Annotated in this window: 26 protein-coding genes; 14 read left to right on the top strand and 12 right to left on the bottom strand. The window is 63.2% G+C overall.

What is annotated here, in order from left to right; all coding sequences use genetic code 11:
• Positions 1-7 precede the first annotated feature (7 nt).
• The 7 genes from U3648_RS14860 to U3648_RS14830 all read left to right on the top strand — a co-directional run bounded on the left by U3648_RS14860 (position 8) and on the right by U3648_RS14830 (position 4,123).
• Positions 8-628 carry an ATP-dependent Clp protease proteolytic subunit gene (locus tag U3648_RS14860; RefSeq protein ID WP_420860020.1) on the top strand — a complete coding sequence of 207 codons (621 nt, stop codon included), beginning with the start codon at positions 8-10 and terminating at the stop codon, positions 626-628.
• A gap of 152 nt (positions 629-780) precedes the next feature.
• A complete protein-coding gene (clpX, locus tag U3648_RS14855; RefSeq protein ID WP_420860019.1) occupies positions 781-2,043 on the top strand; it encodes an ATP-dependent Clp protease ATP-binding subunit ClpX in 1,263 nt (420 codons plus the stop codon).
• A gap of 4 nt (positions 2,044-2,047) precedes the next feature.
• A complete protein-coding gene (locus U3648_RS14850; RefSeq protein ID WP_420860018.1) occupies positions 2,048-2,416 on the top strand; it encodes a glyoxalase superfamily protein in 369 nt (122 codons plus the stop codon).
• On the top strand, positions 2,413-2,793 hold the full coding sequence (locus tag U3648_RS14845) for a RidA family protein (protein ID WP_420860017.1): 381 nt from the start codon (positions 2,413-2,415) through the stop codon (positions 2,791-2,793). Before U3648_RS14850 ends, U3648_RS14845 begins: the two co-directional genes overlap by 4 nt.
• Before the next feature lie 103 nt (positions 2,794-2,896).
• Positions 2,897-3,283: an NADH:ubiquinone oxidoreductase subunit NDUFA12 gene (locus tag U3648_RS14840; RefSeq protein WP_420860016.1), complete on the top strand. Its 387-nt coding sequence runs from the start codon at positions 2,897-2,899 to the stop codon at positions 3,281-3,283.
• A 34-nt stretch (positions 3,284-3,317) separates the two neighbouring features.
• Positions 3,318-3,770, top strand: a complete 453-nt coding sequence (mlaD, locus tag U3648_RS14835) for an outer membrane lipid asymmetry maintenance protein MlaD (RefSeq protein ID WP_420860015.1) — start codon at positions 3,318-3,320, stop codon at positions 3,768-3,770.
• Positions 3,767-4,123, top strand: a complete 357-nt coding sequence (locus tag U3648_RS14830; protein WP_420860014.1) for a DUF2155 domain-containing protein — start codon at positions 3,767-3,769, stop codon at positions 4,121-4,123. The genes mlaD and U3648_RS14830 overlap by 4 nt, the downstream gene beginning before the upstream one ends.
• Here U3648_RS14830 and aat read toward each other — a convergent pair.
• The 4 genes from aat to U3648_RS14810 form a co-directional block, all read right to left on the bottom strand.
• Positions 4,087-4,737, bottom strand: a complete 651-nt coding sequence (aat, locus tag U3648_RS14825) for a leucyl/phenylalanyl-tRNA--protein transferase (protein WP_420860013.1) — start codon at positions 4,735-4,737, stop codon at positions 4,087-4,089. The two genes, U3648_RS14830 and aat, sit on opposite strands and share 37 nt — an antisense overlap.
• An 86-nt stretch (positions 4,738-4,823) precedes the next feature.
• Positions 4,824-6,170 carry an acetyl-CoA carboxylase biotin carboxylase subunit gene (accC, locus tag U3648_RS14820; protein ID WP_420860012.1) on the bottom strand — a complete coding sequence of 449 codons (1,347 nt, stop codon included), beginning with the start codon at positions 6,168-6,170 and terminating at the stop codon, positions 4,824-4,826.
• A 13-nt stretch (positions 6,171-6,183) separates the two neighbouring features.
• Entirely contained in the window at positions 6,184-6,684 is a 501-nt protein-coding gene (gene accB / locus U3648_RS14815) for an acetyl-CoA carboxylase biotin carboxyl carrier protein (protein WP_420860011.1), read from the bottom strand.
• A gap of 139 nt (positions 6,685-6,823) precedes the next feature.
• On the bottom strand, positions 6,824-7,159 hold the full coding sequence (locus U3648_RS14810) for a hypothetical protein (protein WP_420860010.1): 336 nt from the start codon (positions 7,157-7,159) through the stop codon (positions 6,824-6,826).
• A gap of 143 nt (positions 7,160-7,302) precedes the next feature.
• Here U3648_RS14810 and U3648_RS14805 point away from each other — a divergent pair, with 143 nt between their 5' ends.
• Together U3648_RS14805 and U3648_RS14800 are read left to right on the top strand one after the other, a co-directional pair.
• Positions 7,303-7,866: an RNA polymerase sigma factor gene (locus U3648_RS14805; RefSeq protein ID WP_420860009.1), complete on the top strand. Its 564-nt coding sequence runs from the start codon at positions 7,303-7,305 to the stop codon at positions 7,864-7,866.
• Positions 7,859-8,224, top strand: coding sequence for a DUF6768 family protein (locus U3648_RS14800; RefSeq protein ID WP_420860008.1), 366 nt, complete (start codon positions 7,859-7,861; stop codon positions 8,222-8,224). The genes U3648_RS14805 and U3648_RS14800 overlap by 8 nt, the downstream gene beginning before the upstream one ends.
• A 6-nt stretch (positions 8,225-8,230) precedes the next feature.
• Here U3648_RS14800 and U3648_RS14795 read toward each other — a convergent pair whose 3' ends face one another.
• The 7 genes from U3648_RS14795 to U3648_RS14765 all read right to left on the bottom strand — a co-directional run bounded on the left by U3648_RS14795 (position 8,231) and on the right by U3648_RS14765 (position 15,753).
• Entirely contained in the window at positions 8,231-8,458 is a 228-nt protein-coding gene (locus U3648_RS14795; RefSeq protein WP_420860007.1) for a hypothetical protein, read from the bottom strand.
• A 75-nt stretch (positions 8,459-8,533) separates the two neighbouring features.
• A complete protein-coding gene (acs, locus tag U3648_RS14790) occupies positions 8,534-10,471 on the bottom strand; it encodes an acetate--CoA ligase (RefSeq protein WP_420860006.1) in 1,938 nt (645 codons plus the stop codon).
• Between the two features lie 73 nt (positions 10,472-10,544).
• Positions 10,545-11,288 carry an ABC transporter ATP-binding protein gene (locus U3648_RS14785; protein WP_420860005.1) on the bottom strand — a complete coding sequence of 248 codons (744 nt, stop codon included), beginning with the start codon at positions 11,286-11,288 and terminating at the stop codon, positions 10,545-10,547.
• 14 nt (positions 11,289-11,302) lie between these two features.
• A complete protein-coding gene (locus U3648_RS14780) occupies positions 11,303-12,061 on the bottom strand; it encodes an ABC transporter ATP-binding protein (RefSeq protein WP_129680055.1) in 759 nt (252 codons plus the stop codon).
• A 12-nt stretch (positions 12,062-12,073) separates the two neighbouring features.
• Positions 12,074-13,273 carry a branched-chain amino acid ABC transporter permease gene (locus U3648_RS14775; protein WP_420860004.1) on the bottom strand — a complete coding sequence of 400 codons (1,200 nt, stop codon included), beginning with the start codon at positions 13,271-13,273 and terminating at the stop codon, positions 12,074-12,076.
• A 3-nt stretch (positions 13,274-13,276) separates the two neighbouring features.
• Positions 13,277-14,287, bottom strand: coding sequence for a branched-chain amino acid ABC transporter permease (locus tag U3648_RS14770; RefSeq protein WP_420860003.1), 1,011 nt, complete (start codon positions 14,285-14,287; stop codon positions 13,277-13,279).
• Positions 14,288-14,406: 119 nt separating this feature from the next.
• Positions 14,407-15,753, bottom strand: a complete 1,347-nt coding sequence (locus U3648_RS14765; RefSeq protein ID WP_420860002.1) for a substrate-binding protein — start codon at positions 15,751-15,753, stop codon at positions 14,407-14,409.
• A gap of 228 nt (positions 15,754-15,981) precedes the next feature.
• On the opposite strand from U3648_RS14765, the gene U3648_RS14760 reads away from it, so the two are divergent.
• From U3648_RS14760 to U3648_RS14740, 5 genes are all read left to right on the top strand, one after another.
• Positions 15,982-17,274, top strand: a complete 1,293-nt coding sequence (locus tag U3648_RS14760) for a helix-turn-helix domain-containing protein (protein ID WP_420860001.1) — start codon at positions 15,982-15,984, stop codon at positions 17,272-17,274.
• Positions 17,275-17,367: 93 nt separating this feature from the next.
• Entirely contained in the window at positions 17,368-17,736 is a 369-nt protein-coding gene (locus U3648_RS14755) for a response regulator transcription factor (RefSeq protein WP_420860000.1), read from the top strand.
• Positions 17,729-18,061 carry a hypothetical protein gene (locus U3648_RS14750; RefSeq protein ID WP_420860050.1) on the top strand — a complete coding sequence of 111 codons (333 nt, stop codon included), beginning with the start codon at positions 17,729-17,731 and terminating at the stop codon, positions 18,059-18,061. The genes U3648_RS14755 and U3648_RS14750 overlap by 8 nt, the downstream gene beginning before the upstream one ends.
• Positions 18,061-20,730, top strand: a complete 2,670-nt coding sequence (locus U3648_RS14745) for an ATP-binding protein (RefSeq protein ID WP_420859999.1) — start codon at positions 18,061-18,063, stop codon at positions 20,728-20,730. Before U3648_RS14750 ends, U3648_RS14745 begins: the two co-directional genes overlap by 1 nt.
• Positions 20,731-20,841: 111 nt before the next feature.
• Positions 20,842-21,852: a FliM/FliN family flagellar motor switch protein gene (locus tag U3648_RS14740; RefSeq protein ID WP_420859998.1), complete on the top strand. Its 1,011-nt coding sequence runs from the start codon at positions 20,842-20,844 to the stop codon at positions 21,850-21,852.
• Here U3648_RS14740 and U3648_RS14735 read toward each other — a convergent pair.
• Positions 21,849-22,289 (bottom strand): protein tyrosine phosphatase family protein, encoded by a 441-nt coding sequence (locus U3648_RS14735; protein WP_420859997.1) that lies wholly within the window; start codon positions 22,287-22,289, stop codon positions 21,849-21,851. The genes U3648_RS14740 and U3648_RS14735 overlap by 4 nt on opposite strands.
• Between the last annotated feature and the right edge of the window lie 2 nt (positions 22,290-22,291).

Genomic DNA, 22,291 nt, shown 5'->3' with positions numbered 1-22,291 from the left:
GCACACGATGAGAGACCCGATCGAGACCTACATGAACCTCGTGCCGATGGTGGTGGAGCAGACCGCCCGGGGCGAGCGTGCCTATGATATTTTCTCCCGCCTCCTGAAAGAGCGAATCATCTTCGTGAACGGCCCGGTCCACGATGGCATGGCCAGCCTGATCGTGGCCCAGCTTCTGCACCTCGAGGCGGAGAACCCGAAGAAAGAGATCAGCATGTACATCAACAGCCCCGGTGGTGTCGTCACCTCGGGCCTGTCGATCTATGACACCATGCAATACATCCGCCCGAAGGTGTCGACGCTGTGCATCGGGCAGGCGGCGTCGATGGGGTCGCTGCTGCTGACCGCGGGCGAGGCCGGGATGCGGTTTTCGCTGCCCAACAGCCGGATCATGGTGCACCAGCCGTCCGGCGGGTATCAGGGCCAGGCGACGGACATCATGATCCACGCCGAAGAAACCCTGAAGCTGAAGCGGCGCCTGAATGAGATCTACGTCAAGCACACCGGCCAGAAGCTGAAGGATGTCGAAGCGGCGTTGGAGCGGGATAATTTCATGGATCCCGAAGAGGCCAAGAAATGGGGCCTGATCGACGAGATCCTGACCAGCCGGGCCGCCCCGGAAGAGTAAGTTGCCATGCGGCCGTCCCGACAGCGGGGCGGCCACACCCCTGTGACAAAGTTGTGTTTTTGGCGTTGTAGCCCCCCGATGGCTGGCCTACTCTGGGGCCGACGACAGTCCGACCGAAACCAAACCGGCCCCCATGCCGCAAGAGGACCGAAATGGCGAATAACTCCGGCAGCGACAGCAAGAACACGCTTTACTGCAGCTTTTGCGGCAAGAGCCAGCACGAGGTGCGCAAGCTGATCGCCGGCCCGACCGTCTTCATCTGCGATGAATGTGTCGAGCTGTGCATGGACATCATCCGCGAAGAGACCAAATCCTCGGGGCTGAAGGCGACCGAAGGCGTGCCAACCCCGCGCGAGATTTGTGATGTGTTGGACGACTATGTGATCGGCCAGTTTCATGCCAAGCGGGTCCTGTCGGTCGCGGTTCACAACCACTACAAGCGCCTACATCATTCGTCCAAGTCGGACATCGAATTGGCCAAGTCGAATATCCTGCTGATCGGCCCGACCGGCTGCGGCAAGACGCTTTTGGCGCAGACCTTAGCCCGTATTCTGGACGTGCCGTTCACCATGGCCGATGCGACCACCCTGACCGAGGCCGGTTACGTGGGCGAGGATGTGGAAAACATCATCCTCAAGCTGCTTCAGGCCAGTGAATACAATGTCGAACGGGCGCAGCGCGGAATCGTCTATATCGACGAGGTCGACAAGATCACGCGCAAGTCGGACAACCCCTCGATCACCCGTGACGTGTCAGGCGAAGGAGTGCAGCAGGCGCTTCTGAAGATCATGGAAGGCACGGTTGCCAGCGTGCCGCCGCAGGGCGGGCGCAAGCATCCGCAGCAGGAATTCCTGCAGGTGGACACGACCAATATCCTGTTCATTTGTGGCGGGGCCTTTGCCGGTCTCGACAAGATCATCAGCCAGCGCGGCAAGGGTAGCGCCATGGGCTTTGGTGCCGATGTCCGTGATGTGGACGCCCGCAATGTGGGCGAGGTGTTCAAGGATCTGGAGCCCGAGGACCTGCTGAAATTCGGCCTGATCCCGGAATTCGTCGGTCGCCTGCCGGTGATCGCCACGCTGGAAGATCTGGACGAAGACGCGCTTGTCACCATCCTGACCGAACCGAAGAATGCGCTGGTCAAGCAATACCAGCGTCTGTTCGAGATCGAGGATACCAAGCTGACCTTCACGGACGACGCCCTGCGCGCCATTGCCCGCCGCGCGATCGAGCGCAAGACCGGCGCCCGCGGGCTGCGGTCGATCATGGAGGATATCCTGCTGGATACCATGTTCGACCTGCCGGGTATGGACAGCGTCAGCGAGGTGGTCGTCAACGAAGAGGCGGTCGGGCCTGATGCCAAGCCGCTGATGATCCACGACGACAAGAAGAAAGAACCGGCAACCGCCGGATGATCTAATGCAATTTGGCGCCGCGACCCCGATCCTCCGCAGCTTTGACGAAGCGGCGGCGCGGGCCTTCTATGTGGATTGGCTTGGTTTCGAGGTTGTGTTCGAACACTGGTTCGAGCCGCATTTACCGCTTTATCTGGGTCTGGTGCGGGATGGGCTGCACCTGCACCTTTCGGAACACCATGGCGATACGACGCCGGGCACACGGGTTCGCATTCAGGTGGCGGATATCCATGGGTTCCATGCCGAGTTGCAGTCGCGACCCTATCCGCATCTTGCGCCAGGATCGCCCATCCGGCAGCCATGGGGCGAATTTGACCTGACCCTGACGGATCCTTTTGGAAACCGGCTGACATTTTACGAGGTCGAGACATGACAGTGCGCCATATTTCAACGGGGTCCCCATTCGAGGAAAAGATCGGCTACAGCCGTGCGGTGGTCGCGGATGGCTGGGCCTTTGTCGCGGGTACCACCGGGTATGACTATGCGACCATGACGATGCCCGAGGATGTCACCGACCAATGCCGCAATGCGCTGGCCACCATTGGCCGCGCGTTGGAAGAAGCGGGAAGCGGGCTCGATCACGTGGTGCGCGTGACCTACATCCTGCCGGACAAGGCGGATTGGCCCGCCTGCTGGCCTGTCACCTCTGCCGCCTTCGCCCGTGCCCGCCCGGCGGCGACGATGATACAGGCGGGCCTGCAGGAACCCGAGATGAAGATCGAGATCGAGGTCACGGCCCGGGTTCCGTGACTGGCGGCGCAATTCCCCGCCCGTCCTGCCCGAACCGCCCTTTGGGCACTGGACCTTTGCGCCGCTCTGGTGCAAGAGAGGGGCAGACAAACGGAGACGACCCATGGGCCTGATGACCTTTGTAAAGCGGATCTTCACGTGGTGGGATGGGCAGACCATCGGCACCCAGCTGTTCACCTGGCGCAAGGGCGTCAAGGTTGGACAGGATGCCGAGGGCAACATCTATTACAAGACCCGTGACGACAGCCGCCGCTGGGTCATCTACAATGGCGAGGTCGAGGGCAGCCGGGTTCCCGCCGACTGGCACGGCTGGTTGCATCGCACCTGGGACGAGGCGCCGACCGACAAGCCGCTGGCCCATAAGGCCTGGGAAAAGCCGCACCATGAAAACCTGTCCGGCACGGTCATGGCCTATGCACCCAAGGGGTCCATCCGCCGTGCCGATGGCCCGGCCGATCGCCGCGACTACGAAGCCTGGCAGCCCGAATAGGGCAACCGCCGGTAACCGCGAGAGGGCCGGGTAAATGCGTGAAAACACGACAGAGGTAATCATCGGGGCGCTGGTTCTGGCGGTCGCGGGTGGCTTTCTGACCTATGCCGCGCGGTCGACGGGGTTTTCGACCGGCGGGTCAGACAACTACGATCTCGTCGCTTCGTTCCGGTCGGCCGAAGGGGTGTCGCTGGGGGTCGATGTGCGCATGTCCGGCGTCAAGGTGGGTAGCGTCACGGCGCTGAACCTGAACCCTGAAACCTTCCGCGCTGACGCCACGCTCAGCCTGCGGTCGGATATCCCGGTGCCAACCGACAGCACGGCGGTCGTCCAGACGGAAAGCCTGCTGGGTGGCACGTTCGTCGAACTGGTTCCGGGCGGGTCGTTCGACAATTATCAAGCGGGCGATGTGATCCTCGATACTCAAGGCGCGGTCAGCATCGTGAACCTTCTGGCGAAATTCGCGGCCGGAGGGTCGGGCGAATGATCCGGCGCTTGGCTCTTGCCTTGTCCCTCTCAGCCACGCCGATGTGGGCCGAAACCGTGGCGAACGCGCCGCAGGGGGAACTGCGGGTGCTGGACAAGATCACGGGGCAGGTCACGGACCTGACCCTTGCCGCGGGCGAGACCCGCGAGGTGGGCCACCTGCTGATCCGCCTGTCGGAATGCCGCTATCCGGTCGATAACCCATCGGGCAACGCCTATGGCGAATTGACCATCACCTACCGCGATCAGCTGAACCCGGCGTTTCAGGGCTGGATGATCGCCTCGGCCCCGGCGCTGAACGCGATGGACCATCCGCGCTATGACGTGTGGATGCTGCGCTGTATCACGTCCTGAGCGTCGGGAACGGCCCCGGCCCGGTCAAAGTCCGCAGTGACCCTCAATGCCTCGGCCAGCCGGTTGCGATAGTCGGCCCGGCTGATTTCAACCGCGCCAAGGCTGGCAAGATGTTTGGTGATGAACTGCGTGTCGAACAGGGTGAAGCCCCCCAGCCGCAACCGGTCGATCAGGTAGGCCAGAGCGATCTTTGACGCATCCGTGGCCCGGCTGAACATGCTTTCGCCGAAGAACGCTCCGGCAAGCGCGACGCCATAGACCCCACCAACAAGCGTGTCGCCCTGCCAGACCTCGACCGAATGGGCGTGTCCGCGGTCGTGGAGCGCTTGATAGAGGTCAAAGATTGCGTCGTTGATCCAAGTCTCGGGCCGGTCGGCACAACCGGTCAGAACGCCGGTGAAATCCTGATCGAAGGTGATGGCATAATCGCCCCGGCGCATCCGCCGCGCGAGGCTGCGCGAGATGTGAAATCCGGTCAGGGGGAAGATGCCGCGCCGCTTTGGATCGACCCAGAACACTTCGGGGTCGTCGCGCCCTTCTGACATGGGAAAGACGCCTGCCGCATAGGCATGGAGCAGCAGTTCCGGGGTCAGGATCGGGCCGTCGTCGCGCATAGGCCAAGGCCTATCCGATCCGGGGCAGGCGGCCAATGAAAAAGGCCCGGGCGGGGTGCCCGGGCCTTTCGAACTTTCGCAATCCGCTACCCGAAGGTGCGGTCGAGCCATTTTTCCAGCCAGTGGATATTGTAATCCCCGGTCTGGACATCCGGTTCGGCCAGAAGCGCGTGGAACAGCGGCACGGTGGTGTCGATCCCGTCGACGATCAGTTCCCCAAGCGCGCGCTGGAGCCGGGCCAGCGCCTCGGGCCGGTCGCGGCCGTGCACGATCAGCTTGCCAATCAGGCTGTCGTAATAGGGCGGGATCTTGTAGCCGTCATAAAGCGCCGAATCCATCCGTACGCCCAGCCCGCCGGGGGCGTGATACTGGGTGATCTTGCCGGGGCAGGGGGCGAAATTCGGCAGCCGTTCGGCGTTGATCCGCACCTCGATTGCGTGGCCGTTGATCTTCAGATCGTCCTGGCTGAACGACAGCTTGTTGCCCGCGGCCACAAGGATCTGTTCGCGTACGAGGTCCTGACCAAAGATCGCTTCGGTCACCGGGTGTTCCACCTGAAGGCGGGTGTTCATTTCGATGAAATAGAACTCGCCGTCCTCATACAGAAATTCGATGGTGCCCGCGCCGGAATAGCCCATTTTGCCTATGGCATTGGCGCAAATCTCACCGATGCGCTTGCGCTCTTCGGGGGAAATGCAGGGGCCGGGGGCCTCTTCAAAGACCTTCTGGTGACGACGCTGAAGCGAACAGTCGCGTTCGCCCAGATGAACGCCGCCGCCCTGTCCGTCGCCAAAGACCTGAATCTCGATGTGACGGGGCCGCTGGAGGTATTTCTCCATATAGACTTCGTCGTTGCCAAAGGCAGCCTTGGCCTCGGACCGGGCGGTGGTAAAGGCGCTTTCCAGCGACTTCTCGTTCTCTGCCACTTTCATCCCGCGGCCACCGCCACCGGCGGTTGCCTTGATAATGACCGGATAGCCCATCTCGGCGGCGGCCTTCTTGGCAGCGGCAAGGTTGGGCACGCCCCCCTCTGATCCGGGAACGACCGGAATGCCAAGTTCCTTGGCGGTTTCCTTGGCAGTGATCTTGTCACCCATCATGCGGATATGCTCCGCCGACGGTCCGATGAAGGTCAGGCCGTGGTCTTCGATTGCCTGCACAAAGGCGGCGTTCTCCGAGAGGAAGCCATATCCAGGGTGGATCGCCTGCGCGCCGGTAATCTCGGCCGCCGACAGAACCGCCGGGAAGGAAAGGTAGGATTGGGCCGAAGAGGGCGGCCCGATGCAGACGGCCTCGTCGGCCATGCGCACGTGCATGGCGTCGGAATCGGCCGTGGAGTGAACCGCGACGGACTTGATGCCCATCTCGCGGCAGGCGCGGATCACGCGCAGCGCGATCTCGCCCCGGTTCGCAATGAGGATTTTGTCGAACATCCGCGTCCCCGGCCTATTCGATGATCATCAGCGGCGCACCGTATTCGACCGGGCTGCCGTCTTCGACCAGAAGCCGCTTGACCGTGCCGGACTTGGGCGCGGGGATGTGGTTCATGGTCTTCATCGCTTCGATGATCAGAAGGGTGTCGCCTTCCGACACCTTCGCGCCGACGGCGGCAAAGGCCGCAGCGCCCGGTTCGGGCGACAGGTAGACGGTGCCAACCATGGGCGAGGTGACCGCGCCGGGGTGGCTGGCCGGATCGTCGCCAGAGGCGGCGGCAGGGGCCGCGGGCGCGGCAGCCGCCGGGGCGGCCGCAGGCGCGGCCACCGGGGCGGGGGCAGGCATGCTGACCTGCGTCACAACGTTGTTGTGCCGGCTGACGGTGACGTTCAGCCGGTCGTTTTCACCATAGTCCCGTTTGACCTGAAGTTCGGTCAGATCGTTCTCACGCAGCAGTTCGGCCAGCGCCTTGATGAAGTTCACGTCGCTGTCATGACTGTTCTTGTTGCTCATGTCCTGTCCTCGGCAAGTTGCCCGTATCAACCCGGATCACTCCGGTCCTGCCACAACGGCAGGCAAAAGTCATCCCGTGGCTTATAGGGCATGCCGAAACAGGTGGAAAGCGGGGAGGCAAAAATTGCCTGACGCAGGGTCAGGTGTGGGCCTCCTCGGGGGTTTGCGCGGGCGGATCGGGGGCCCGTTCCGGCAGCATGGCGATCCCGTAGGGCTTTAGAACCCGTTCGGGGGCTTGTGGCGCGGGCATATCTGCGGTGCCGTCATCCTCTGCCAGGCGGGGCGGCAGATTTGCCTGTTGCACAAGGCCGATCTGGCTGTTCGCCGGGGCCATGGGCGCCGGGACCTGCGGGCGCGAGTTGCGGGCCAACGCGGCACTGTCAGCGCTCGGGCGCTGGTCGGCCACGTGCTGTGGCGCCTGCGGCTGCGGTTGCGCAACCTGCGGCACCCTTGCGGTTGTATTCATGATCTCCATAACGGGCTCCATCCCGAAGATAGAGCCCCCACCAAGCCTGACTTTGCCTGATCGCGGTTTCGCGCGGGTTAATTTCCCCAAGAATCGTAGGGCATGGTTAACGCCGGTTGAACCGTTTCGAGGTTGCAGCGCACTTTCATGGCATGAGCAGAGGTTCGACACAGAAGGAACGGGCGTTGTTGGCCTATCTTGCCGCGGGCGCCCGGATTGGGGACCGGTCCGCATTGGACCGTTTGTGCCGCCTGCTGCACCCGGTCATGCTGGCCCATGCGACCCGGCTGTTGCAGGACCGGGAAGGCGCGCGGGACGCAGCACAATCGGCCCTTGCCGATGTGATCCGCGCCCTGCCCAGCCTGCGCGATCCGGGGGCCGTCCTGCCCTTCGCCCTTCGGATCACCGCCCGCCGGGTGGCGCGGGTCATTGGACATCGGCAACGGGACAGGCGCCTGTCCCGCGATTGGGCGAATGAGGCCGACACGGACATGCCGCCGACCGGACCCGACGCTGCAGATGCCCGCGCGGTGCGGGCGGCGCTGGGCCATTTGTCCCCCGACCACCGGGCCACGATTGCCCTGTTCTACCTGCATGACATGACCGTGGCCGAGGCCGCAGCGGCGCTGGATGTGCCGCCCGGCACGGTCAAGACTCGACTGATGCACGCCCGCGCGAAACTGCGCGATATCCTAGGAGGAGTTGAAGATGACTGATCGACTTGACGACCTGATCCGCGACGCGCTGGAGGCGGAGGAACAGGATATTCTGAAAGACACAGAAGAATTGGGCTATTTCGCGCTGGGCCTGTCGCAGTTCCGGGGCAAACTGGGTTGGGTGACCTGGGTGGTGATGATCGTTCAGGGGGCGATGTTCCTTGGCGGCGTCTGGTGCGCGATCGGGTTCTTCGCCGCGACCGATGCGTTGACCGCGCTGCACTGGGGGCTGCCCGCCGCGGTGCTGATACTGGCGGCGACCACACTGAAGCTGAGCCTGATGCCGCAGATGCAGGCCGACCGGATCCTGCGCGAACTCAAGCGGGTGGAATTGATGCTGGTGAGCAGGCGGTTGTAGTCGGGGCTAGGTTCCCGTGGTTTGCCACCCGTTGCGGGCGTCGATCCAACGCATTGTATAGTAATAGAAAATCGCGGCGAGGCCAAAGACGCCAGCGACAAAGAACTTTGTCAGAAAGGCTGCCGCGATTGTGATGCCGATGGAAAGTATCACGAAAAACAAGACCTGCTTGCGTGTCTTTAGGCCAATCATCGTGAATTTCACAAGCAGGGGGGCGTTTTCTGGCAACTTCATTTTCTACCCACACTTACAGAGACGGTCCCGGCAATATGCCGAGACCGTCAAATTAATCAAGGTAAGGTTGATAGGTCAGCCCCGGTTCTTGATCAGGTCATCCACGACAGTCGGATCGGCAAGGGTCGACGTGTCGCCAAGGCTGCCGAAGTCGTTCTCGGCGATTTTGCGCAGAATGCGGCGCATGATCTTGCCCGAACGGGTCTTGGGCAGGCCCGGCGCCCATTGGATCACGTCGGGGCTGGCGATCGGGCCGATTTCCTTGCGGACCCAGTTGCGCAGCTCGACCTTCAGTTCGTCGGTGTATTCCTCGCCATCCATCAGGGTGACATAGCAGTAGATGCCCTGACCCTTGATGTCATGCGGGAAGCCGACCACGGCGGCCTCGGATACAGCCTTGTGGGCGACCAGCGCGCTTTCAACCTCGGCAGTGCCCATCCGGTGGCCCGAGACGTTGATCACGTCATCGACCCGGCCAGTGATCCAATAGTCGCCATCGGCGTCGCGGCGGCAGCCGTCCCCGGCAAAGTAATACCCCTTATAGTCCGAGAAGTAGGTCTTCACGAACCGGTCGTGGTCGCCGTAGACGGTCCGCATCTGGCCCGGCCAGCTGTCCTTGATGCACAGCACGCCTTCGCAGGCGACCTCGGTAATTTCCTGGCCCGTTTGTGGTTCAAGAACCACCGGCTGCACCCCGAAGAAGGGCTTCATCGCCGCACCCGGTTTGGCGGCGTGGGCGCCGGGCAGGGGGGTCATCATGTGGCCGCCGGTTTCGGTCTGCCACCAGGTGTCGACGATGGGGCAGGTCCCCTTGCCGACGACCTCGTTATACCAGTTCCAGGCCTCGGGGTTGATCGGTTCGCCGACCGACCCCAGCACCTTCAGCGACGACAGGTCGTATTTCTCGACCGGCTCGGACCCGTGGGCCATGAGCGCGCGGATCGCGGTCGGCGCGGTGTAGAACTGGTTCACCTTGTGCTTTTCGCAGACGGCCCAGAACCGGCCCACGTCCGGGTAGGTGGGCACACCTTCGAACATCAGCGTGGTCGCACCATTGGCCAGCGGGCCATAGACGATATAGCTGTGGCCGGTGACCCAACCGACGTCGGCGGTGCACCAGTAGATATCGCCGTCATGGTAGTCGAACACATATTCATGGGTCATCGCGGCCCAGACAAGATAGCCGCCGGTGCAATGCTGCACGCCCTTCGGCGCCCCGGTCGAGCCGGAGGTGTAGAGGATGAACAGCGGGTCTTCGGCGTTCATCACCTCCGGCGCGCAATCGGTCGAGGCATGGGCCATCAGCGTCTGGTAGGGGTGGTCGCGGCCCTCTTTCATCGGCACATCAGCGCCGGTGCGTTCAACGACCAGAACCTGCGTGTCGCCGCAGATGTCCAGCGCCTTGTCCACATTGGCCTTCAGCGGCGTGTTGCGGCCGCCGCGCGGGGCCTCGTCCGCGGTCACGATCAGCGATGCCTTGCAGCCGTCCACGCGGGCGGCCAGCGCCTCGGGCGAGAAGCCGGCGAAGACGATGGAATGGATCGCGCCGATCCGGGCGCAGGCCAGCATGGCATAGGCCGCCTCGGGGATCATCGGCATGTAAAGGACAACGCGGTCGCCTTTGCCCACACCAAGCGATTTGTAGACATTGGCCAGCTTGTTCACCTGCTCGGACAGTTCCAGATAGGTGATATGCTTGGAAATGCCCGGATCGTCGCTTTCCCAGATGATCGCGGTCTGGTCGCCACGGGTGGCAAGATGCCGGTCGATACAGTTGGCCGAAACGTTCAGTTCCCCGTCTTCGAACCATTTGATCGACACGTTCGGGTAGCCATAGTTGACGTTCTTCACCTTGGTGAAGGGCTTGATCCAGTCGATCCGCTTGCCATGTTCGGCCCAGAACGCGTCCGGATCCGCGATAGAGGCCGCATACATCGCGTCGTATTTCTCGGCGGTGATATGGGCGTTGGCGACGAAATCGGCCGAGGGCGGATAGGTCTTGCTCTCGCTCATTGGGAAACTGTCCTTCCGGTCTTGAATTGTGTTGGCCCGGACGCGCGCGGGTGGCGCGGCCGGGCAAGGTGGCTCAGATGGCCAGATACTTTGCCCGAAGCGCGTCGTCTTCAAGCACTTCTTTCGCGGTGCCATCAAAGACGACCGATCCGGTATCCAGGATCACCGCCCGGTCGGCCAGCTTGAGCGCGGCGACGGCGTTCTGTTCGACGATCACCGTGGTGATCCCTTGATCGCGGATGATGCCAAGGGTCTTGGCGATTTCCTGTACGATCACCGGCGCCAGCCCTTCGTAGGGTTCGTCCAGCAGAAGCACCTTGATGTCACGGACCAGCGCGCGGGCGATGGCCAGCATCTGTTGTTCGCCGCCCGACAGGGTCACGCCTTCCTGCTTGCGCCGTTCGCGCAGGCGCGGGAACAGGTCGTAGACCCGGTCGATCGACCAGCCCTTGGGCGGGGCAATCTGCGCCAGTTGCAGGTTTTCCTCGACCGTGAGGCCGGGGATGATGCGGCGGTCTTCGGGAACCAGCGCAATGCCCGCCTGCGCCGCCTGCCACGCCTTCATGTCGTGCAGCGGCTGGTGGTCGAGCCAGATTTCCCCGTGGGTCAGGGCCGGGTCGTCCAGACGGGCGATGGTCCGCAGAGTCGAAGTCTTGCCCGCGCCGTTGCGGCCCAGAAGGGCAAGGATCTCGCCTTCATGGATGTCAAAGCTGACGCCCTGAACGATGTAGCTTTCGCCATAGTAGGCCTGCACGTCCCAGACCGAGAGGTATTTGGGATGGGTTGCGGCCATATTGGTATTGGGTGCTGCGTTCATCTTTCGGGCCTCCCTCAGACCTGCGCCTCGCCAAGATACGCTTCGCGCACCTTGGGATGGCCCTTGATGTTGTCCGGCGTGTCTTCGACCAGCGGGGTGCCTTGCGCCAGAACGGTGATCCGTTCGGCAAGGCTGAAGACCACGTTCATGTCGTGTTCGATGATCGCCATGGTCAGGCCCCGCTTGACGCGGATGTCCTTCAGCAGCTGGATCGTCGCCTCGGTATCGGCGCGGGCCATACCGGCGGTCGGTTCGTCCAGCAGAAGAAGGCGCGGTTCCTGCACAAGGCACATGGCCATTTCCAACCGGCGCTTGTCGCCCCGGCTCATCGACGCGGCATGCATGTTCAGCTTGTCGAGCATGTTCACGTCTTCAAGGATCGCCTCGGCCTTTTCGCGAATGTCCTTTTCGGCGGCCACCGTTTCATAGGCGTGCATCCGGAAGGCCCCGTCGCGCTTGGCAAAGCAGGGGATCATGACGTTTTCGATGACCGTCAGGTCGCCGAAAATCTCGGGAGTCTGGAACACCCGCGAAATCCCCATCTGGTTGATTTCGTGCGGTTTGCGCCCCAGCACCGAATTGCCGTCGAACATGACCGACCCGCTGTCGGGGATCAGCTTGCCCACCAGCACGTTCAGCAGGGTGGACTTGCCCGCGCCGTTCGGCCCGATGATGGCGTGGCAGGTGTTTTCCTGCACGCTGAGGTTCACGTCCCCCAAGGCCTGCAGCCCGCCGAAGCGTTTGTTGACGCCTTTGACTTCAAGAATACCCATCGGTCTTCCTCCTTATTCGGCAGGCTTGGTGGTTTCGTCGGCGGCGGTTTCCCGGCCCGACTTGCGCCGAACCCAGCGGGCGATCCGCTGTCCCCCTTCGACCAGACCACCGGGCAGGGCGATCACGACGATCATGAACATCAGGCCGAGGGTCAGGTGCCAGCCTTCACCAACGAAGCGGGCGAAGAACCAGACAACGATGTCCTCAAGCCCGTCCGGCAGCCAGCCAAACCAGCCATGCAGGACGCTCTCGTTGATCTTGGAGAAGATGTTCTCGGCGTATTTGATGAAGCCAGCACCGATGACCGGGCCCATCAGCGTGCCGACACCCCCCATGATGGTCATCAGAACGACCTCGCCCGATGCAGTCCACTGCATCCGTTCGGCCCCGGCAAGCGGGTCCATTGCGGCCAGAAGACCACCGGCCAGACCGGCATACATGCCCGAGATCACGAAGGCAGCAAGGGTGTAGGGGCGGGAGTTCAGGCCGGTATAGCTCATCCGGGTCTGGTTCGACTTGATCGCGCGCAGCATCATGCCAAAGGGCGAGCGGAAGATGCGCAGCGACAGGTAGAAGCCAAGGATCGCGATGACGGCGCAGAAGTAGTAGCCGATGTTGAAGGTGAAGTCCCATGGGCCCACGTTCGCGGTCCAGCTGGCGTTCATGTCCAGCCCGAACAGGGTCGGGACCGGAAGCGAACCACCTTCGGGCGCACCGTCAAGGATACGCGGGTCGGCCAGCGTCAGCTGAAGCCCGGTTTCCCCGTTGGTGATCGGGGTGAACACCGAATAGGCCAGACGATAGGACATTTCGGCGAAGGCCAGCGTCAGGATCGAGAAGTAGATCCCCGACCGCCGCAGCGAGATGTAGCCGATGACCAGCGCGAAGAGGCCTGACACGATGGTGGCGAGGATGATCGCCGGAAGGACGTTCATCGACAGCAGCTTGAACATCCAGACCGCAGCGTAAGAGCCCACACCCAGGAAGGCAGCGTGACCGAAGGAGAGGTAGCCTGTCAGGCCGAACAGGATGTTGAACCCGATCGCCATCAGCCCGTAGATCGCGAACCGCTGCATCAGCGCCGGGTAGCCCGCGTTGAACTGGGCCAGCCCGCTTTCGGACGGGAAGGGGTTAAGAAGGATCGGCGTAAGAAGCGTCAGCGCCACGACGATCAGCAGGAATTTTGTGTCTTTTTGCGACAGACCGAACATGGCTTAGTCCTCCATCACGCCCTTGCGGCCCATAAGGCCCCGAGGACGGGTCAGCAGAATGACGATTGCGACAAGGTAGATGATGACCTGGTCGATACCGGGGATGAGCGACTTCACCTCGTTCATCGAGGCGAAGGACTGCAGGATGCCCAGAAGGAACCCCGCGGCGACAGCACCGGGCAGCGAGCCCATGCCGCCGACCACGACGACGACGAAGCTGAGCACGAGGAAGTCCATCCCCATATGGTAGTTGGGCGACAGGATCGGCGTGTACATGACACCCGCCAGACCCGCGACCGCGGCCGCGATGCCGAACATCAGTGTGAACCGCTTGTCGATGTCGATGCCGAGGATGCCGACGGTTTCCCGGTCGGCCATACCTGCCCGGACCACCATCCCGAAGGTGGTGAATTGCAGGAAGGCAAAGACACCTGCGATGACGAAAGCCGAGAAGAAGAAGTAGATCAGACGCCAGACCGGATAGGCGATGGCCTGAGTCAGTTGCACCGTGCCCTGATAGTCGGACGGGGCAGGGGTCTGGATCGGGTTGGCGCCAAAGAAGTAGCGGACGAATTCCTGCAACACGATGGCCAGACCGAAGGTCACAAGGATCTGGTCGGCGTGCGGACGCTTGTAGAAATGCTTGATCAGGCCGCGTTCCATGATCCAACCGACCAGCATCATGATCGGAATGGTCACGATGATGGCGAGTGGGACTGACCAGTCGATCAGGGTGGCACCGGCGCTTTCGCCGAACCAGCCTTCGACATAGGGCACCTGAACCTTCAGCGGATTGCCCAGAAAGTCGGTCTGGGTTTCATCGACCACCTCGTAGGACAGGCTGAACAGCCGTTGCAGGGTCACGGCACAGAAGGCGCCGATCATGAACAGCGCCCCATGGGCAAAGTTCACCACGCCAAGGGTGCCGAAAATGAGTGTAAGACCCAGCGCGATCAGCGCATAGGCCGAGCCCTTGTCGAGCCCATTGAGAATTTGCAGTAGGATTGCGTCCATCGTCCCCGCCCCTCAGTGATGGGTTTGGTCAGGTTTCCGATCAGTTGGCCCGTCGGGCCGTGATGTTCCGGAAAGAAGGGGACCTGGCCGCATCAGCGGCGGCCAGGTCCGGTCGGCGTTTACGCGCCGTCGTTGCATTCACCCAGGTCGCCGCCGGCGAACATCGGGTGATCGGGTTCGTACATGACCTGATCAACGGGGGTAACTTCCACGATTTCCAGCGTGTCGTATTCGTTGGTCGGGTTGTCGCGGCCTTTCATGACCAGCACGTCCTTGAAGCACTGGTGGTCGGCGCCACGATACAGGGTCGGGCCGTTGCCCATGCCATCGAATTCGAAGTCCTCGAGGGCTTCGGCAACCGCACAGGGGTTGAACGAACCGGCGCGGGTCACGGCGTCTGCGTACAGAAGGGTCTGCACATAGCAGGTGTGGGCCGAACCCGACGGCGGACGGCCGTACTTTTCGCCGAACGAGCGGACGAAGGCCTGGGTCCCGGCATCCTGAAGCTGCCAGTTCCAGTTCATCGAACCGAACACGCCCTGGATGTTGGAGCCTGCACCAGCGGCCATCAGTTCCGAGTAGAGCGGAACGATGATGGTGAAGTCCTTGCCGTTGACCTGCTTGTCACGCAGACCGAACTGAACGGCCTGGGTCAGCGAGTTGACCATGTCCCCGCCGTAGTGGTTCAGGATCAGCGTATCGGCGCCCGAGTTCAGAACCGGCGCGATGTAGGACGAGAAGTCGCCAGCGCCGACCGGGGTCAGCACGTTCTGGACGGTTTCCCAGCCAAGGGCTTCGGTCGAAGCCGCGATCGATTCCTGCTGGGTCCAGCCCCAGGTATAGTCGGCGGTCAGGTGGTAGGCACGGCGGTCATTGCCGTATTCCTTTTCCAGCACCGGGCCCAGCGCAGCGCCGGACATGTAGCCGTTGAAGAAGTGACGGAAGCCGTTGGCCTTCTTGTCCTTACCGGTGGTGTCGTTCGAGTGGGTCAGACCGGCCATGAAGATGATGCCTGCCTCTTGGCAGAGGCCCTGCACGGCGATGGCCACGCCCGAGGACGAGCCGCCGTTGATCATCACAACGCCGTCTTTCTGGATCATCGACTGGGCCGAGGCACGGGCCACGTCCGACTTGGTCGCGGTGTCGCCGGTCACGAACTGGACCTGCTTGCCCAGCACGCCGTCGCCGCCAAGTGCCTTCGACGAGAAGGTGTTCAGCATGCCGCCGTCGCCGATCCCGTTCAGGTGTTCGACAGCGAGTTCCTGCGCGCGCAGTTCGTCAAGGCCTTCTTCGGCGTAGGGGCCGGTTTGCGGCACGTTGAAGCCGAAGGTCACCGTCGAACCGGTGGGTTCGTTGGTGAATGCGGCAGCGGACGAGCCGGTGAAGATGGTCGGCAGCGCCAGACCGGCGCCGGCAACGGCCCCGGACTTCAGAACGCCACGGCGCGAATAGTTGGTTTTGGACATTTAATCCCTCCCTTGGATGGAACGTGACCGGAAGGGCCTCCACACCCTCGGCCGATCACGCGCATTTTTACAATGCTTCCCCATTATCGGTCCGGGTTCGAAAATTTCGCAACAACCCTCTCTGAACGAACGATTTTTTTGTAAAGACTTACACAATACGATTGTGTACATTGTAAAAAATTTTTCGCCGCAATGCGGGAAGCTCATGAAAATGTTACCGGAATCTGAATGGCTGAACGTCAGTTGACAGGCACCCGTATCCGCGAACGACGCATTGACGTCGGTCTGCGACAGTCGGCGTTAGCGGAAGCAGTCGGGATATCCGGGTCCTACCTGAATCTAATCGAACATAACCGCCGCAGAATCGGCGGCAGGTTGCTGAATGACATCGCCCGCGCGCTGGATGTCGACCCCGCACAGTTGACCTCGGGCGCAGAAAGCGCGGTGTTGGACCAGCTGCGGGTCGCGGCCAGCGCCGACCCCGGCGCCGGGGCGGAACTGGCCCGGATCGAGGAATTCGCAGGCCGGTTTCCGGGCTGGGCAAAGATGGTCACGGGGCAGGCGCGCAAGCTGGCCGCGCTCGAGGCGCGGGTTTCGGCCCTGACCGACCGCCTGGCGCATGATCCGCAACTGGCCAGTTCCCTGCACGATGTGTTGTCGGCGGCGACGGCGATCCGGTCGACCTCGTCCATCCTTGTCAGTGGCGAGGCGGTCGATCAGGACTGGCAGGACCGGTTCCATCGCAACATCCACGATGACAGCCGCAGGCTGGCCGAGGCGAGCCGCGCTCTGGTCACCTATCTGGACGCGCCGGAACCGGACGCAACGCCGGTCCTGTCCCCGTCGGAAGAGGCAGAGGCTTGGCTATTGCGCAACCCCGAGGCGCTGGCCCGGATCGAAGAAGGGGAGCGCCCGGATGATGTGATGGACCGGGCCGCGCCCTTTCACGGCGCGGCGGGCCTGCATTTGCGCCGCGAATTGCAAAGACGGGCCACGGATGCCCGCAGCCTGCCGTTGGATGTGCTGGGGCAGGTGGCGCGGGAACAGGGGCATGACCCGGCCCTGATCGCGGCCCGTCTTGGCCTGCCATTCGGGCTGGTCCTGCGCCGCCTGGCCGCGCTGCGGCCTGAAGACGGCCATCCAGCGGCGGGGCTGGTCATCGCCGATGCGACCGGCGCGATCCTGATGCAGCAACCAGTCGGGGGGCTGACATTGCCACGTGGCGGGGCGGCCTGTCCGCTGTGGCCGATGTTCCGGGCGCTGGCGGCGCCGGGCCAACCGCTGCGCGACAGCCTGATCCTGCCGGGCGACCCGGCGCCAAGGTTTCTGGCCTATGCGGTGGCCGAACCCGCTGGCGCCCCCGGATTTGATCTGCCCGCCCGGTTTGAAACGGTCATGCTGGTTTTTCCGGGGCAGGCTGGCACGACGCCGCCGATCCCCGCCGGGGTCGCCTGCCGGATATGTCCGCGCACCGACTGTGCGGCGCGGCGCGATGCCTCGGTCCTTGGGGATATCCATTAGGCCGGGGGCTTTGACAGCCGCGACCTTTGCCGTGATAGTGGCGGCGTGCCCTTCGGGAGGGGGCAGTTTGATGCCTTGGGAGGGGTATCCGGAATGGCAAAACGGGTCCTGCTGATCGAGGACGAGCCGAACATCATTGAAGCGATCAGTTTCATCCTGTCCCGCGACGGGTGGACTGTGCATACGCATACGGATGGGGAAACCGCGAACGACCGGATCAAGGCAACGCCGCCCGATGTGGTGATCCTTGACGTGATGCTGCCCGGCAAGTCCGGCTATGATATCCTGCGCGATCTGCGGGCCGACCCCGCTACAGAGGGCCTGCCGGTCCTGATGCTGACCGCCCGTGGACAGACCCGCGACCGGGAAATGGCCCAGCAGCTGGGGGCCAGCGAATTCATGGTCAAACCGTTTTCCAACGACGAGGTGCTGGCGCAGGTCCGTGCCCTTGCCGGTGACTGACCGGCTTCCCGTGGCGCTGTCCCCGAAACCGCAGACCTTTCTGGCCCGGGCCAGCTATCGGCAGCGCCGGTTGCGCGACGCGGCGCGGGTACTGCCCATTGTCGGGGCCTTCCTTGTCCTGGTGCCGCTGTTGTGGCCGCGCGACGGTGGCCCGGACAACGCGAACGGGACCGCAGAGGCGACCCTGTATCTGTTCGGTGTCTGGTTTGGGCTGATTGTCCTGTCCTACATCCTTGCGCGGGTTATCGACCTGTCGGATGACGCGGACACCCGGCCAGCGGCGGAACAGGACACGGGCAATGATCCTCGGGCCGGGGCAGGCTGATGGTTTCCTTCAACCTGCTGATCGCCGTCGCGCTGGTCTATGTGGCCTTCCTGTTCATCATCGCCTTCGCCGCGGAACGCCGGGCCGAACGCGGGCGGGAAGGGTGGCTTCGGTCCCCGATGATCTACACCCTGTCGTTGTCGATCTATTGCACCGCATGGACCTTCTACGGGGCGGTGGGATACGCCGCCCGGTCAGGGCTTGAATACCTGACGATCTACCTTGGCCCTTCGCTTGTGATGATCGGCTGGTGGTGGATCCTGCGCAAACTGGTGCGGATCGGGCGCAGCCAGCGGATCACCTCGATCGCCGACCTGGTTTCGTCCCGGTTCGGGAAATCGACGCCGATCGGGGTCTTGGTGACATTGGTTGCCGTGGCGGCGGCGACCCCCTACCTCGCGCTTCAGCTGCAATCCGTAACCCTTTCTTTCGCGGTCTTCGCGGAAGGGTCCGGCCAGATCTGGGGCGGGCAGGAACTTTCTTCTGCTGCGCTGTGGGTGGCCATCGGGCTTGCGGTGTTCACCGTCATTTTCGGGACCCGGAACCTTGACGCGAACGAACGCCATCATGGGATCGTCATGGCTATCGCGGTCGAGGCGGTGGTCAAGCTCTGCGCCCTTGTCGCCGTTGGCGTCTTCGTCGTCTGGGGGCTGGCCGGTGGCGTGGGCCAGACACTGGACCTGATCGATGCCTCGCCCATCTCTGGCTGGACGCAGCCGGGCGGGCGCTGGGTCGGGCTGACTTTTCTGGCTGCTGCGGCCTTTCTGTGCCTGCCGCGCATGTTTCAGGTTCTGGTCGTGGAAAACGCCGATGAACGGCACATGGCCACAGCCAGTTGGGCCTTTCCGCTCTACCTGCTCTTGATGAGCCTTTTCGTAGTGCCCATCGCGGTTGTCGGGCTGAACCTTCTGCCCGAGGGGTCGAACCCGGACCTCTTCGTTCTTACTGTGCCGCTGGCCGAAGGGCGCAACGGGCTGGCGATCTTTTCCTTTCTCGGCGGGTTTTCCAGCGCAACATCAATGGTGATTGTTTCGACCATCGCGCTGGCAACGATGGTATCGAACCACATCGTGGTGCCGATCTGGCTGTCCAGCCGTGGGGCCGGGGCGATGGTGTCGGGCGATGTGCGCGGCGTGGTGATCATGGCGCGGCGCCTGTCGATCATGGGGGTGCTTTTTCTGGGCTACCTCTACTACCGACTGTCCGGTGGGGGAGAGGCGCTTGCCGCCATCGGCCTGATCTCTTTCACCGGGGTGGTGCAGGTCCTTCCGGCGATGATCGTCGGGATCTTCTGGCGCGGGGCGACGCGCTGGGGCGCGGCGTCGGGGCTTGTCCTTGGCTTCGCTGTCTGGATGTGGTCGCTGTTCCTGCCGTCCTTCGGCGCAGGTGCCATCATCCCACAAGCGGTGATGGACCACGGGCCGTTCGGGATCGGCTGGCTTCGGCCGCAGGCCTTTTTCGGGATCGAGGGGATGGACCCGGTGATCCACGCGGTGATGTGGTCGCTGGTGCTGAATACCGGGGCGCTGTTCCTCGGCTCGATTCTGACCTTCCCCCTGCCAATGGAGCGGCTTCAGGGCGCGCAATTCGTCAATGTGTTCGAACATTCGCCGGGTGCGCGCAGTTGGACCCAATCCTCGGCACACGCCGAGGACCTGCTGATCATGGCGCAGCGCATCCTTGGCGGGGCAGAGGCTCAGGCCCTGTTTCAGGCAGAGGCGCGGGCGCAGGGCAAGGCCGGGTTCCTGCCCGATGTGACGCCGGGGTTCGTGGAACGGCTGGAACGGGAACTGGCAGGGTCGGTCGGGGCGGCAACCGCCCATGCGATGCTTGGGCAGATCCTTCAGGGAGCGTCCGTTTCGGTCGAAGACCTGATCCGTGTGGCGGACGAAACCGCTCAGATCATGGAGTATTCCAGCCAGTTGGAAGCGAAGTCGGCGGAACAGGAACGCACGGCGCGGGCGCTTCGCGAAGCGAACGAAAAACTGACTGTGCTGTCGATCCAAAAAGATGCCTTCCTCGGGCAGATCAGCCACGAACTGCGCACGCCCATGACCTCGATCCGGTCGTTTTCCGAAATCTTGCGCGAGGGCGGGATGCCGCCAACCCAACAGGCGAAATACGCGGGCATCATCCATGACGAAGCTGTGCGCCTGACCCGGCTACTGGACGATCTTCTGGACCTCAGCGTGCTGGAAAGCGGGCAGGTGACGCTTAACCGGCAGGACGGGGTTTTGCGCGATGTGATCGACCGGGCCGTCGATGCCGCCGACAGCCGCAGCGGACCGTTGCTGATCGACCGGCGCCGGACCGACGAAGGTGTCGATTTGGCAACTGACCTTGACCGGCTGACACAGGTCTTCATCAACCTGATTGCCAATGCCCGCAAGTATTGCGATGCAGAGGCCCCGTCGCTGCGGATCAAAGTCGGGCGGCATGCCGGACGCAGGGTCGTCGATTTCATCGACAATGGCAGCGGCATTCCGGCGGACAAGCAGGGCGTGATTTTTGAAAAGTTCTCTCGGCTGACCGATGACCGCAAGGCGGGGGGCGCCGGGCTTGGCCTTGCGATCTGCCGCGAAATCATGGGCCGCCTTGGGGGCGATATCGCCTATCTTCCGGGGCAGGGTGGGGCTGCCTTCCGGGTCACCCTGCCGGATGCGGACTGACCTGTCGGGATTAAACCCTTGGTAACCACGGATCGCTAGATTGAAGAGGGGGTGCGACATGCGCCCATCTATTCCGTGGGCCAGAAGGATCGGTGCAGCCGGTGCAGTCATATGACCGAAGAGCGTGACAGCAAAAGCGTCCTGCACAGGATGGCACGGCGGCGTGGCGATGAAGGTGAACCGCCCGCGCAGTCGCCGCCGCCCAGTTCCGGGCGCGTCCTGCGCGTCGGCATGGCCAAGGCGTCCGAGGCCGCCCTTGGTCTGCCGCTTGCCGTGACCAGCGTCACCGACGAGGAACAAACGCTTGATGCACTGGTCGAAGGGCTGGACGAAGAGGGGCTGATCCTGGGGATTGAAGAGGGTGGGTCAGTTCTGGGCGTCGCGGTTCTGGATACTGATATACTGTCCGCGGCCGTAGAAATGCAGACCATCGGGAAACTCAACAACGCCAAGCCAACCCCGCGACCAGTGACAAACACGGATGCCGCCATGGTTCGGCCACTTGTTCAGGCCCTTCTTGATACGCTGGCCGTTGTCGGGTCGGGCACGCCCGTTGCTGAATGGGCCGCAGGGTACAAGGTGGGCGGGCGACTGCCCGCGGCGCGGGCGATCCCCTTGGTCTTGGGGGATCAGGACTATCGGGTCTGTCGCCTACCCTGCGATCTGGGTGTTGCCGACCGTCAGGGCGAAGTGGTGCTGGCGCTTCCGGTTCAGCGCGGTCCGGTCCCGGATGACGCGCCGGCCGTTGCGGAAAACGCCCAATCCGGCGGCTGGGCAGAGGTGTTCGAGGCTGCGGTCCTGTCGGCGCCCGCGTCTTTGGATGCGGTTCTGTTCCGGGCGCGGATGCCGCTATACAGCCTTGAAGACCTGCGGGTCGGGCAGGTCCTGCCGTTGACCGGAACGTCGGTTGCGAATGTACAGGTCGTCGCTCCGGGGGGGGCCGCGGTGGGAACGGCGCGGCTGGGGCAGGCCGCAGGTATGCGGGCGATCCGGCTGGAGGGGCGGGTCCAACTCACGCTGGACGAAGATTTTCCCGCCCCACGGCAAGCGACGGTGCAGCCTGCCCCGGACGTCGATCAGCCCCAGTCGGATGCCGGGGCTGAACTGGCCGCGGCGGGCTAGCTGCTCGTTGCGTTCGCCTCGGCCAATGCGTCGATCCGCGGCCGGAGCCCGTCCAGGTCATAGCCTGCATTCAGGGCTGAAGTCAGGATCACATCCGTGCTCATCCGCCCTGCCTGCCCCAGCGCCCAGACTATCGTGGACCGGGTGCCAGAGGCGCAATAGGCCAGGACCGGGCCGCCAGCATCGGCGATCGTATCGCGTTGCAGGGCGACCATGTCCATGTTCAACCCTTGATGGGTCACCGGGTTGACGACAAAGGCCAGACCGGCTGCTTCGGCCGCCGCTTTCACGGCTGCCGCATTGGTGTCCGGCCCGACCTCTGCGTCGGGGCGGTTGCAGATCACCGCGCGGAACCCGGCCGCGGCAATCGCGGGCAGGTCCGACGGGGCGATCTGCGGGCTGACAGAATAGTCAGCGGTCAGTTTTCTGATGTCCATGA

It is taken from the genome of Marivivens marinus, assembly GCF_035969385.1.
Classification (GTDB): Bacteria; Pseudomonadota; Alphaproteobacteria; order Rhodobacterales; family Rhodobacteraceae; genus SELP01.
Note: the sequence above shows the minus strand (reverse complement) of the source record. Positions and strands in the feature narration are given on the sequence as shown.

What these genes read in the sequence shown, in the direction of transcription:
- U3648_RS14830 (WP_420860014.1), top strand. Translation starts at nt 3,767, where the DNA reads ATGATCCGGCGCTTGGCTCTTGCCTTGTCCCTCTCAGCCACGCCGATG.
- U3648_RS14810 (WP_420860010.1), bottom strand. Translation starts at nt 7,159, where the DNA reads ATGGAGATCATGAATACAACCGCAAGGGTGCCGCAGGTTGCGCAACCG.
- aat (WP_420860013.1), bottom strand. Translation starts at nt 4,737, where the DNA reads ATGCGCGACGACGGCCCGATCCTGACCCCGGAACTGCTGCTCCATGCC.
- clpX (WP_420860019.1), top strand. Translation starts at nt 781, where the DNA reads ATGGCGAATAACTCCGGCAGCGACAGCAAGAACACGCTTTACTGCAGC.
- U3648_RS14850 (WP_420860018.1), top strand. Translation starts at nt 2,048, where the DNA reads ATGCAATTTGGCGCCGCGACCCCGATCCTCCGCAGCTTTGACGAAGCG.
- U3648_RS14845 (WP_420860017.1), top strand. Translation starts at nt 2,413, where the DNA reads ATGACAGTGCGCCATATTTCAACGGGGTCCCCATTCGAGGAAAAGATC.
- accC (WP_420860012.1), bottom strand. Translation starts at nt 6,170, where the DNA reads ATGTTCGACAAAATCCTCATTGCGAACCGGGGCGAGATCGCGCTGCGC.
- accB (WP_420860011.1), bottom strand. Translation starts at nt 6,684, where the DNA reads ATGAGCAACAAGAACAGTCATGACAGCGACGTGAACTTCATCAAGGCG.
- U3648_RS14760 (WP_420860001.1), top strand. Translation starts at nt 15,982, where the DNA reads ATGGCTGAACGTCAGTTGACAGGCACCCGTATCCGCGAACGACGCATT.
- U3648_RS14745 (WP_420859999.1), top strand. Translation starts at nt 18,061, where the DNA reads ATGGTTTCCTTCAACCTGCTGATCGCCGTCGCGCTGGTCTATGTGGCC.
- U3648_RS14740 (WP_420859998.1), top strand. Translation starts at nt 20,842, where the DNA reads ATGACCGAAGAGCGTGACAGCAAAAGCGTCCTGCACAGGATGGCACGG.
- mlaD (WP_420860015.1), top strand. Translation starts at nt 3,318, where the DNA reads ATGCGTGAAAACACGACAGAGGTAATCATCGGGGCGCTGGTTCTGGCG.
- U3648_RS14860 (WP_420860020.1), top strand. Translation starts at nt 8, where the DNA reads ATGAGAGACCCGATCGAGACCTACATGAACCTCGTGCCGATGGTGGTG.
- U3648_RS14765 (WP_420860002.1), bottom strand. Translation starts at nt 15,753, where the DNA reads ATGTCCAAAACCAACTATTCGCGCCGTGGCGTTCTGAAGTCCGGGGCC.
- U3648_RS14775 (WP_420860004.1), bottom strand. Translation starts at nt 13,273, where the DNA reads ATGTTCGGTCTGTCGCAAAAAGACACAAAATTCCTGCTGATCGTCGTG.
- U3648_RS14785 (WP_420860005.1), bottom strand. Translation starts at nt 11,288, where the DNA reads ATGAACGCAGCACCCAATACCAATATGGCCGCAACCCATCCCAAATAC.
- U3648_RS14800 (WP_420860008.1), top strand. Translation starts at nt 7,859, where the DNA reads ATGACTGATCGACTTGACGACCTGATCCGCGACGCGCTGGAGGCGGAG.
- U3648_RS14735 (WP_420859997.1), bottom strand. Translation starts at nt 22,289, where the DNA reads ATGGACATCAGAAAACTGACCGCTGACTATTCTGTCAGCCCGCAGATC.
- U3648_RS14755 (WP_420860000.1), top strand. Translation starts at nt 17,368, where the DNA reads ATGGCAAAACGGGTCCTGCTGATCGAGGACGAGCCGAACATCATTGAA.
- U3648_RS14795 (WP_420860007.1), bottom strand. Translation starts at nt 8,458, where the DNA reads ATGAAGTTGCCAGAAAACGCCCCCCTGCTTGTGAAATTCACGATGATT.
- U3648_RS14840 (WP_420860016.1), top strand. Translation starts at nt 2,897, where the DNA reads ATGGGCCTGATGACCTTTGTAAAGCGGATCTTCACGTGGTGGGATGGG.
- acs (WP_420860006.1), bottom strand. Translation starts at nt 10,471, where the DNA reads ATGAGCGAGAGCAAGACCTATCCGCCCTCGGCCGATTTCGTCGCCAAC.
- U3648_RS14805 (WP_420860009.1), top strand. Translation starts at nt 7,303, where the DNA reads ATGAGCAGAGGTTCGACACAGAAGGAACGGGCGTTGTTGGCCTATCTT.
- U3648_RS14780 (WP_129680055.1), bottom strand. Translation starts at nt 12,061, where the DNA reads ATGGGTATTCTTGAAGTCAAAGGCGTCAACAAACGCTTCGGCGGGCTG.
- U3648_RS14770 (WP_420860003.1), bottom strand. Translation starts at nt 14,287, where the DNA reads ATGGACGCAATCCTACTGCAAATTCTCAATGGGCTCGACAAGGGCTCG.